This is a genomic window from Chitinophaga filiformis, assembly GCF_023100805.1.
Classification (GTDB): Bacteria; Bacteroidota; Bacteroidia; order Chitinophagales; family Chitinophagaceae; genus Chitinophaga; species Chitinophaga filiformis_B.
The window spans coordinates 1917059-1928932 of sequence record NZ_CP095855.1; the positions used below are offsets into that span (position 1 = coordinate 1917059).

The window sequence follows — 11874 nt, forward strand, 5'->3', positions numbered from 1 at the left end:
TGAAATGTGTTCCACCATCATGAAGTACAGGATACAAAACCGGTTATACGCGCTTTTATTTTTTATGTTGCTGCTGCTCGTCAGCTCCATTTCCAGGAGCCAGGAGCTTATCAACCGTATGGCATTGGTACAGCGGCATAACGTTGTCAATAATAAATTCGATTCACTTTCTGCACTGACGCTCGGCAACGGAGGTTTTGCTTTTACTGTAGACATCACCGGGCTGCAATCCTTTCCCGAAGCTTATAGCCAGGGCGTTCCGCTGGGTACACAATCCGAGTGGGGATGGCATAGTTTTACCGATACAGCGGGCTATCGCTTTGAAGAAACGCTTAAGACATATCATCTGCATAACCGGGATATCACCTATGCCGTGCAATGGAATACACCTGAACGCAATAAGCAGGCCTCGGACTGGTTCCGGCAGAACATGCACCGCCTGCAGTTAGGTAACATCGGCTTACAGATACTGCTGAAGAACGGGACTGCCTGCCGCCTGTCAGACATCAAAGAGGTATCGCAGGAGCTGGACCTCTGGGCCGGTGTGATCAAAAGCCGGTTCACTGTAGAGGGCAATCCGGTACAGGTGCTGACTACCGTACATCCTGAAACGGACCTGGTAGCAGTCAGGATCGAATCGCCTTTGCTGAAAGAAGGCCGGATAAAACTGCAGATACGTTTCCCTTATCCTACCGGTACTTTTTCAGATGCCGGCGTGAACAGAGCCTCTCCTGAAAAACATGTTTCCCGTGTGGTGGAAGTTGGACAGCGTTCGTTCACGATGGAGCATAGTCTTGACAGAACACGTTACTTCCTGCAGGTGGGAGGTTCAGATGCTATGACGCTGGCCCAACAGCAGCGGCATGATCATATCATTACACCCGCTACTACGGCTGCACGTTTTGATTTTGATTTCCGCTTTAGCGAAGAGCGGCCAGGCTCTTTACGTACCCTGCCTCCTTTTGAAACGGTACGGACTTTCAGTGAGGAACACTGGCTGCGTTTCTGGCAAACGGGAGCTGCTGTAGATTTCACCGGAAGTACCGATCCACGGGCATTTGAACTTGAACGCAGGGTCATACTCTCTCAATACCTGATGGCGGTACAATGCGCAGGTAATATACCGCCGCAGGAAACGGGGCTCACTTACAACAGCTGGTTCGGTAAACCCCACCTTGAGATGCACTGGTGGCATGTTGTTCACTTTGCCCTGTGGAACCGCCCGGATATACTTGAGAAGGGTCTCCAATGGTATGCTACTGTTGCCGGCAAGGCCAGGGCTATTGCACAACGCCAGGGATATGAAGGTCTCCGCTGGCAGAAAATGACGGATCCGGAAGGAAATGAAAGCCCGTCTTCTGTAGGCGCCTTCCTCTTATGGCAACAGCCTCATTTCATCTATATGACGGAACTGCTGTACCGCCACTACCACGACCACGGTACATTGAATAAATATAAAGACCTGGTATTCGCTACCGCGGATTTCATGGCATCATTTGCGGCTTACGACAGCACCACGCATCGTTATATACTGGGCAGGGGCATGATCCCTGCACAAGAGCGATTCAAGCCGGAAAGCACCTTTAACGCCACCTTCGAGCTGGCTTACTGGCGCTGGGGCCTAAGCACCGCCCAGGAATGGCGTACCCGTCTCGGACTGCCCCGTAACGCCCGCTGGGACGCCGTACTCGATAGCCTGGCACCGCTGCCACAAAAGGATGGCCTTTATCTCGCGGCCGAAAGCGCCCCTGATTCATACACCAATCCGCCGTACATGACAGATCATCCGGCCGTGCTGGGCGCCCTGGGCATGTTGCCTGCACAGTCTTGTGTAGATACTGCTGTTATGCACCGCACTTTCAATAAGATATGGACGTCCTGGAACTGGCAGGAAACCTGGGGCTGGGATTTTCCCCTCACGGCCATGACGGCTACCCGCCTAGGCTTGCCGGAGAAAGCGATCGACGCCTTGTTCATGCCTGTAAAGACCAATACCTGGCTGGCTGACGGGCATAACTACCAGGATGAACGCCTGCGGCTATATCTGCCGGGAAATGGCGCACTGCTTACAGCTGTTGCTATGATGTGCGCAGGTTACGACGGTTGTATGCAGGCATTACCCGGCATTCCCGACAATGGCAAGTGGCGCGTAATGTGGGAAGGGCTGCATACCATGCCCTGACAGACGAATGATGGTGTTTCCACGATTTATGATCTATCCACGTAAAAACTATATATAATGAAGATGCATCTTTTAGTCGCCACTATCCTGCTGAGTGCCGGCAGCTACCTGCCTGCCCGGGCACAATCGCTGCCATCAAAAAAAGAAGTGCTGAAAACCCTGACCCTCACTAACCGTTACTTCATGGAGAAATGGCCCGACGCCGGTAAAGAGATCGTTCTCCATAAGACCTGGCCATCCAATATCTGGACAAGGGCTGTCTATTACGAAGGACTCATGGCATTGTACCAGATCGATCCGCAGAAAAGTTACTACGACTATGCCGTACAGTGGGGCGATAAACACCACTGGGGCCTGCGCGGCGGTATCACCACCCGCAATGCCGATAACCAGGCCTGTGGGCAGACTTATATCGACCTCTATCTTATCGATAAACAACCTGAACGTATTCACAATATCAAGGCCTCTGTCGACAGCATGCTGGCTACAGACGTTGTCGACGACTGGGACTGGATTGACGCCATCCAAATGGCGATGCCGGTAATGGCGCGCCTGGGGAAGCTGTATCATGACACTACCTATTTCCATCGCATGTATGAGATGTATGCATTTACGAAATTTAAACATGGCACGAATGGGCTGTACAATCAGCAGGAGCACCTGTGGTGGCGGGATAAGGATTTTGTTCCTCCCTACAAAGAGCCTAATGGGGCCAACTGCTACTGGAGCCGGGGGAATGGCTGGGTTCTGGCGTCGCTTGTCCGCACAATGGAATGGCTGCCGAAGTCTTCTCCCTATTATAATATCTACCTGCAGGATTTCAGGGATATGGCAGCGGCGTTGGTGAAACTGCAACGTGCGGATGGTTTCTGGAATGCGAGCTTACATGATCCTGCTAATTTTGGTGGTAAAGAGCTGACGGGGACTTCGCTGTTTGTGTATGGGATGGCCTGGGGGATACGGCATGGGTATCTTGATAAAAAGGTGTATCAGCCGGTGGTGGTGAAGGCGTGGAATGCGCTGGTGAAGGATTGTGTGCATGAGAATGGGATGCTGGGGTATGTGCAGAGTACCGGGAAGCAGCCGTCTGATGGGCAGCCGGTGACGTTTGATAAGATTCCGGATTTTGAGGATTATGGGTTGGGGTGTTTCTTATTGGCAGGGGCGGAGATGTGTAAACGTAAATAATAATGCCATCCTCTTAGAATAAGAGCTTGTGGGAACGAGCGTACGATTTTTTCGGAGTCCGTTCCGTACGGAAAAGTAAGTGTGGGCTTGCTGGCTGAGTTCTTTGAAGTATTCCCGCTGTTGGGCAATGGGAGGTCGTATTGGCTGTGGAATATCCATTAAACCCCTTGTGCAACGTATCAGCATACTTCAAACAACTTAGGCCAGCAAGCTCCACCTTACTTTTCCTGATTCCACTGGTCCGCCAATAGCTTGACCTCTTCTCCAGACCACTAATGCCTTTCTTCCGGTTTATTGTCATCCTTTTTATAGATCATTTCTAATCCGCTCTTAGATACTATCTTGATGGCATTCTTACATTTTTCTTATTCCTTTTATTCCTTATTTGAAACCGGCAATAATTGCGCTGTTTGTTTTCTCTTATTGCATTATTACAATGTACACCGATGGGTAAGTGGAAGAACTTAACTATTAGAGGTCCCTTCCTCTTTCATCCTCCATATTCGAAAACGGAGAGGCCACAAGGGGCAAAAGGAATCATGCGTCTATAAGACTATCTATTAACGGAGCAGGGAATGTATAGGCCGGGTTCAGGAGGAGACTGCTGGCCTTAGTTTTTGAAGTAATGCTGAGAATTCCTGTCAGGGGTTAAATGAATATTCAACTGCCCGCATCTACTAAAGCTAAATGGTAAGAAAACTTCAAAAAACTACAGCCGGCAGTCCCTCCTGAAAACCCGGCTGTCGCCCCTGCCTCTAAAGAAAAGCCGCCCTGCAATAATTCAGACCCTCAGAAAAAATTCCGTTTTCGAGCAAACAATCCACATTATTTGCATCATTTTTACAGCTAACCGGCCAACTCAGCCTGGAATGCGACTGCTTATGACTATTAAAAAACTCATTGGTAAACTACACTTGTGGCTCGGCTTCATTTCCGGCCTCGGCGTTTTTATTATAGCTGTCACGGGCTGCATTCTCGCATTTCAGCAGGAAATAGAAAGTGTTACCAAACCATATACGTATACGGCCAGTCGCCCGGGAGTGGCCCCATTACCGCCATCAGCGTTAAAAGCGATCGCTGTTAAAGAAATTACCCATAAACAACCGAATGGTGTTCTTTATCCTGGAAAGGATAAGAGCGCATCCGTGATGTTCTACGGCGCCAATCCGGATTATTATTACCAGGTCTTTATGGATCCCTATACTGGAAAAGTGATCAAGGTCTGGAGCGAAGAAGGTGATTTCTTCCACTTTATATTACACGGACACTATTACCTGTGGTTGCCTCCGGCGATAGGTCAGCCGGTTGTTGCTTCTGTTACATTGATCTTCTTCATTATGCTGATTACCGGTCTGGTGTTATGGTGGCCCAGAAATAAAGCGGCCGCTAAACAGCGCTTCTCGGTAAAGTGGACCGCCAAATGGAAAAGATTGAATTATGACCTGCACAACGTGCTTGGATTTTATGTTATGATAGTCGGATTGCTGTTGGCTACTACCGGTCTCGTATGGGGCTTCCAGTGGTTCAGCAAAGCAGTGTACTTCGCCACTTCAGGAGGAGAGCACCTGCCAGTTGACGCACCGCCTTTGTCAGATACAAGCAAGGCCGCAGCATATAAGGTGCCGGAAGACCAGGTATGGCAACAACTAAGAAAGAAAGCTCCCGCAGACGCCGGCATTATGGTATCATACGCCCCTGACAAATCGGCCGCCATTGCTGCCTCCATCAATTACAGGCCCGGCACTTACTATAAATTGGACAATTACTACTTCGATCAGAATACATTGGCTGTACTACCTGCCAGGGGCCCCTATACCGGCGAATATGCCAAAGCGGGCTTCGCAGATAAGCTACGTGACATGAACTACGATATCCACATCGGCGCCATTATTGGTTTGCCCGGAAAGATCATTGTATTCCTCGCCAGCCTCGTTTGCGCCAGCCTGCCCATTACCGGGGTTTATATATGGTGGGGAAGAAGGCATAAGAAAATAAAAAAGAGCCCCGTAGTACGCTCCTCCTCAAAAATGAGAGCATAACATAGCGCATAAATAAGGCTTGACATACATGCGTAAAATGAACGCATACCTGAGAACAGATAATGTTATGGCTAACCTTTAGGGTAAACTGAACGCACAAATAAGCCTTTGGTATGATAGCGTAAATATAAGTGTAATGAGAACGCAAGTAACTATCCAAGTGCATAATTTACGTTAGGATAACTGAGCGCATGACGAGGTTCTACGATGATAACATAAAAGCAAGCGTAAGAGAACCCAGGCTGATAGCTTGACCTGCGGCCGTAAACTGATTGCATATATAATGAGTTCCTAATGTGGTAGCCTAAAATCAGTGTGTAAGACGGGCACAAATAACAACATGAGATTCGGACAGGTAATGGACGCCCAGCTATTAGTGGGGGAGTGGAATCAGGAAAAGTAAGGAGGAGCTTGCTGGCCTAAGTTGTTTGAAGTATGCTGATACGTTGCACCAGGGGTTTCATATATATCCAACCGCCAGATACGACCTTCCAATGCCCAACAGCGGGAATACTTCAAAGAACTCAGCCAGCAAGCCCTCACTTACTTTTCCGTATGGAACGGTCTCTTAAAAAGCGTAATTTCATTAAAAGAGGCTAGCAACCAAGCCCCATAAACCTCATCTCCGGAAAAAATAAGCGTAAAGATTACGTTTCCCGAAAAAAGATTTTTATTTTTCAGCGGTGAGTAAGAACATGTGCAGTTAATTTAATCCACGGGTATCATAATTATAGGTCCATGAGTCTCAACAATTCCGCCATTGCCGCGGAGGTAGCGGCGCGTTCCCACGTTTTTACTAATTATCACATAAAGCTCCACAAAATCATGAAGAGAATTTTTGGTATTGCTGCCGTATTGCTGTCACAACAGCTATATGCGCAACAACAGGCGCCAGCCTATCCGTTGATCACACACGATCCTTATTTCAGTGTCTGGTCGGCAACAGACAAGCTGACCGCTTCTGCTACACGCCACTGGACAGGCACAGAACAGTCCCTGACGGGATTTGTAAAGGTTGACGGCGTAACCTACCGGGTATTGGGTGCTCCGGGGCATGCATACAGGGCACTAGCCGCTACGGCCGACATGGCGCCCTACCAGGTGCGTTATACGGAAACGGCTCCTGCAAAAGGATGGGAAGATCCTGCATTCAATGACGCCGACTGGAAAACAGGAAAAGCGCCATTTGAAAAAGACGGGAAAACTACCGGTACACCCTGGTTTACAGACAATGTATGGGTGCGCAGAACCTTCACAGTGGATGATCCGAATGTGGATAAACTGCTGCTGAAGATCAATCATGACGACAATGCGGAAGTTTACCTGAATGGAGAACGCATTTACAGTTACGAGGGATGGTTAAACCACATGGAATATTTCCCCATCAGCGAAGAAGCAAAGAAGAAACTGCGTAAAGGAACAAATGTACTGGCCATGCATTGTACCAATACCAGGGGCGGCGCTTATCTCGATGGAGGTATCGTAACAGAAGATAAAGACGAATGGGCAGATAAGATCCAGCTGGCAGAACAGAAAAATGTTACGCTGGAAGCTACACGGACAATCTATGACCTTACCTGCGGAAAGGTAGATGTAACGCTGACTTTCACCTCCCCGCTATTACTGAAAGATCTCGATCTGATGTCCCGTCCTGTGTCTTATGTCTCCTATAAGGTAAAAGCCAATGACGGACGCAGGCATAAGGTAGAAGTGTATTTTGGAGCCTCTTCAGACCTGGCAGTAAATACATCCGCGCAGGAAGTGACTGCGCAGCAGTATGCCAGTGAGGGATTGTCTATACTGAAGACAGGTACAGTAGCACAACCGGTACTGGCGAAGAAAGGCGATGACCTGCGCATAGACTGGGGCTATCTTTATGTAGCCGTACCACAGTCTGCCGGCGCTACGCAATACGTTACAAAAGAAGGCGCGGCTGCAGCAACTTTCGCCGGTAAACGTAAACCTCAGACACTTGACAGGGGCCAGCAACTGGTGCTGAATACATCGGTATCCCTTGGAAAAGTAGATGGAACGGAGAAAGAACAGGTGTTCCTGGTAGGATATGACGATATATATGCTATTCAATATTTTGAAGCGAATCTGAAGCCATGGTGGAAAAAAGATGATAGTTATACGATAGAAAAAGAACTGAAGAAAGCGCAGGATGAATATGCGTCTGTAATGGCGCGTTGTACTGCGTTTGACAAGGAATTGTATGAACTGGCAAAAACTGCCGGTGGTGAGAAATACGCCAAACTCTGTGTACTGGGTTATCGCCAGAGTATTGCTGCACATAAATTGGTGAAGAGCCCGCAGGGAGAGATCCTGTTCCTTTCAAAGGAGAATTTCAGCAATGGCTGTATCAATACGGTGGATGTAACATATCCTTCAGCTCCCTTGTACCTGGTGTACAATCCTGACCTGATGAAAGGTATGCTCAACGGTATTTTTTATTTCAGTGAAAGTGGCAAGTATACGCAGCCATATGCAGCGCATGACCTGGGAACATATCCGCTGGCAAATGGCCAGGCATATGGAGAAGGCATGCCGGTGGAAGAATCAGGTAATATGATCATCCTGACAGCAGCCATCGCGAAAGCAGAAGGCAATGCGAATTATGCAAAACAACATTGGAAAACGTTAACTACCTGGGCAGAGTATCTGCTGAAAGAAGGTTTTGATCCTGCTAACCAGCTGTGTACAGACGATTTCGCCGGTCACCTGGCAAGGAATGCAAACCTGTCTGTAAAAGCAATCGTAGGGCTGGGTTGTTATGCAATGCTGGCGGATATGCTGGGGGATAAGGCTTCCGCTCAGAAGTACCGCACTGCAGCAACAGAGATGGTACCAAAATGGATGCAGCTGGCTGAAGATGGCGACCATTACACACTGGCGTTTGAGAACAAAGGTACCTGGAGCCAGAAATATAACCTGGTATGGGATAAAGTATTGAACCTGGGATTGTTCCCTAAATCAGTGTACGAGAAAGAAATAAAGTATTATCTGACGCAACAGCTCACGTACGGACTGCCGCTCGATAGCCGTAAAAAATACACTAAATCCGATTGGATATTGTGGACTGCAGCACTCACGGATAATCAGGCGGATTTCTCTGCCCTGGTGGATCCTGTGTATAAATACGCGCAGGAAACACCATCGCGTGTACCGCTGAGCGATTGGCATGAAACTGCTGACGGAAAGATGGTAGGTTTTCAGGCAAGAAGTGTAGTAGGTGGATATTTTATGCAGATCCTGGGCACAACGCTGAAAAAATAAATTGATAGCTGATCGGCTGAAAGATAATGGGGTGGCTCTTCTACAGAGAGTCGCCCCAATCTTTTTTAAGTGTAGTAATACTACTACAAAACAAAAGAAAACGGGATCATATATTTGTATCAGCAACGAAAGAGATTTGCTTCTGTCCTATACTATAAAAAAGGTCCCACCCTTTCCCTATAAGCAATTACACAAGAGAAAAATCTTATTTAAAATATTATACTTGATATGTTATCGCATAGAAAGTAAAGAACTTGGTTTTTATTAGGATATGGTTAGAAAGGGTTGTCATTCTTGACGACCTTTACTTTTTTTATCCCTTTCTCTTCCAATTAAGATAAATCAATGACATAAAAAGATGAAGCGGCCAATATCTTTTTCCTTCATCAGGTATGCTGGTGCTCCGGGAATACACAGGATGTATCCGTTATAGACAAGCATCAACGGTTACCAATGGCTTTAACTTATGTTCATTTTACATTCGGACATAGGATGATGTGAGTTAAGGCCATTCGTATCGGTGCTACGTTGTATACAGGTTATGACAGCTAAAGAGCAGCTTATTATAAGCTGTTCTAAACAGGAAAAGGAGTGACAGGAGGCATTCACGCAGCCTTACTTATAAAAGGGGAAGATAGACGGATTTTATATAAAAGCGCCTGCAAATATGGCTTTGCAGGCGCTTACTTTTTTGGGTAATGGATAATGAGGTTAGTCTTATAATGGATGCGTTCCCTCGGGGGCACAATGGATGCATGGGGAAAGCACAATGAATGAAAACCCAGGGGAGAACAATGAATGATGGAGTCGAATGGATGAAACGGGATAATGGATGAAATGGGGAAACAAACGAATAATGGAGTCGAATGGATGAAACGGGCAATGGATGAATGGGGAAACAAATGAATAATGGAGTCTAATGGATGAAACGGGCAATGGATGAATGGGAAAACAAATGAATGATGGAGTCTAATGGATGAAACAAGGACAATGGATGAATGGGGTAACGAATGAATGAGCAATCGGATGCAAGCGGGGCTGAATGGATGAAAAATCAGTTTTGGCTGAATTCACTGAAGAAGCGGCGCGCCACATGTTTGAACCTGCTCACGTCTTCTTCGTCTTCCAGTTGTATATCAGAATGATCTGTTGTCGATTTGTAGTATTGTAAAGCGGCGGAAGCTATGTCCGTATTTCCGTTGGCATCAGCAGTAGCTTTGATATAACGGCTGTTGCTATTCAGATAGTGCAATGCTTTTATGTCGAAATCGAGTGTGATGATACCGTTTATCATGATCTTATCGTTTTATGCAAAAGAGATATAAAAATTTCGTGCCAAAATGATCAGTACCCATAAAAAAGCCAACAAAAGCTACCACATAGGATACTTTATCAGGGGAAGTTATTGCGCATCTATTCCCCATTTTGTACCTTGATCGGCAGAATAAAAACGATCGTTTCATGCAACTGACCACGTTATTAAAACCAATGCTGACAGGTTTGATGTCATGCACACTAATGCTGAATAGCTATGCCGATGTTCGTTTACCCGCTTTGGTCGGTAGCAACATGGTATTACAGCGTAACAAGTCATTGAATATATGGGGATGGGCCGACAAGGGGGAGAAGGTGACCCTTACCTTCCGTAATCAGACCTTTACTGCCCTTCCGGCAGCAGATGGCCGCTGGAAGGTGAAAATGCCTGCCCAAATAGCAGGGGGGCCCTATACAATGACCATATCCGGACACAATACAATAAAACTGGACAACATCCTGATCGGGGACGTCTGGGTGGCGTCGGGCCAGTCCAATATGGAAATGCCCGTTAAAGGATGGGGAAAAGTGTTGAACTATGAGCAGGAAATTGCAGCTGCGAATTATCCCCAGATCCGTTTTTTTCAGCTAAAACACACCACCAGTACTGCTCCTCAGGATGATGTTACTCCCTGGGAAGGAAACTGGCAGGTCTGTTCTCCGCAGAGTGTACCGGAATTTTCTTCCGTTGGGTATTTCTTTGCCAGGGAGATCTATGGACATGAGCATATACCCGTGGGCGTTATTCACAGCTCCTGGGGAGGAACGGTAGCCGAGGCCTGGACCAGCGGGGAATCCCTGAAAACAATGCCCGCTTTTGCAGATACAGTGAAGGCATTCGAACAGCTGACACCACCGCAGTCGCCATCCAATCCCAATAAGCCTACCCTTCTTTATAATGCGATGATCCACCCCTTGCTGCCTTACGCCATTCGCGGGGTTATCTGGTACCAGGGAGAGGCAAACGCTGGCCGGGCATACCAGTACAGGGAATTATTCCCCCTAATGATCAAAGACTGGCGTAAACAATGGAAGAATGGCGACTTCCCCTTCTATTTTGTACAACTGGCGAATTTTACGGAAAAGAAAGAACAACCTGTGGAATCTGACTGGGCAGAACTTCGTGAAGCCCAGTTAATGACCCTGTCGGTTCCGAATACAGGCATGGCTTCCGCTATTGATATCGGAGATGATAAAGATATTCACCCAAAGAATAAACAGGAGGTAGCCCGCCGCCTGTCGCTTATTGCAAGGGCGAAGGTGTATGGAGAGAAGATCCCGTACTCCGGTCCTCTCTACCAGTTGAAAACGATAGCCGGAAACAAGGTATATATCGCTTTTAGCCATAAGGACGATGGATTGGTGGTGAAGGGAGGAGGCAAGCTGAAAGGCTTCGAGATTGCCGGTGCAGATAAGAAATTCCATTGGGCAGAAGCTAGTATTGTGGGCGACCGCGTCATGGTGACAAGTCCCGAAGTGGAGAAGCCGGTAGCGGTGCGCTATAACTGGTCAAACAACCCAAGTGGCAACTTATACAATGGGGCCGGCTTACCCGCCAGTCCTTTCCGTACGGACAACTTCCAGGGTGTGACTTACGGTAAACAATAAGCCGTTCGCGCCCGGAATAGTAAAACAGTTTCCAAGGCGTGACTTATGGTGAACAATAAGCCATTCGCCCCTCGAATAATAAAACAGCTACCTGTAGTTTAGGTGGTAATAACCAAACTACCGGTAGCTGTTTTTCCTGACTGATGCCTTCAATACCAAATCGACCTCCCTGCCTGTTCTCTCCTTCTTCCTTCCTTCTGCTCTCCGTCATCTCTGCTTCTCCGCTCACGCTATTTTGTTAAAATAACATCAGGAATTACCTACTTT

General features: G+C 47.4%; 7 protein-coding genes. 5 read left to right on the top strand and 2 right to left on the bottom strand.

Annotation, left to right across the window (positions count from 1 at the left end):
• Positions 1 to 19 precede the first annotated feature (19 nt).
• The 4 genes from MYF79_RS07940 (at position 20) to MYF79_RS07955 (ending at position 8685) form a co-directional block, all read left to right on the top strand.
• Complete coding sequence (locus MYF79_RS07940; RefSeq protein ID WP_247813337.1) at positions 20 to 2182, top strand: hypothetical protein; 2163 nt, start codon at positions 20 to 22, stop codon at positions 2180 to 2182.
• 57 nt (positions 2183 to 2239) lie between these two features.
• Complete coding sequence (locus tag MYF79_RS07945) at positions 2240 to 3370, top strand: glycoside hydrolase family 88 protein (protein WP_247813338.1); 1131 nt, start codon at positions 2240 to 2242, stop codon at positions 3368 to 3370.
• An 881-nt stretch (positions 3371 to 4251) separates the two neighbouring features.
• Positions 4252 to 5409 (top strand): PepSY-associated TM helix domain-containing protein, encoded by a 1158-nt coding sequence (locus tag MYF79_RS07950; RefSeq protein WP_247813339.1) that lies wholly within the window; start codon positions 4252 to 4254, stop codon positions 5407 to 5409.
• A gap of 825 nt (positions 5410 to 6234) precedes the next feature.
• Positions 6235 to 8685, top strand: a complete 2451-nt coding sequence (locus tag MYF79_RS07955; RefSeq protein ID WP_247813340.1) for a glutaminase family protein — start codon at positions 6235 to 6237, stop codon at positions 8683 to 8685.
• A gap of 1054 nt (positions 8686 to 9739) precedes the next feature.
• Here MYF79_RS07955 and MYF79_RS07960 read toward each other — a convergent pair.
• Complete coding sequence (locus MYF79_RS07960) at positions 9740 to 9979, bottom strand: hypothetical protein (RefSeq protein WP_247813341.1); 240 nt, start codon at positions 9977 to 9979, stop codon at positions 9740 to 9742.
• Positions 9980 to 10146: 167 nt separating this feature from the next.
• On the opposite strand from MYF79_RS07960, the gene MYF79_RS07965 reads away from it, so the two are divergent.
• Complete coding sequence (locus MYF79_RS07965) at positions 10147 to 11607, top strand: sialate O-acetylesterase (RefSeq protein ID WP_247813342.1); 1461 nt, start codon at positions 10147 to 10149, stop codon at positions 11605 to 11607.
• A gap of 43 nt (positions 11608 to 11650) precedes the next feature.
• Here MYF79_RS07965 and MYF79_RS07970 read toward each other — a convergent pair whose 3' ends face one another.
• A complete protein-coding gene (locus tag MYF79_RS07970; protein WP_247813343.1) occupies positions 11651 to 11836 on the bottom strand; it encodes a hypothetical protein in 186 nt (61 codons plus the stop codon).
• Positions 11837 to 11874 lie beyond the last annotated feature (38 nt).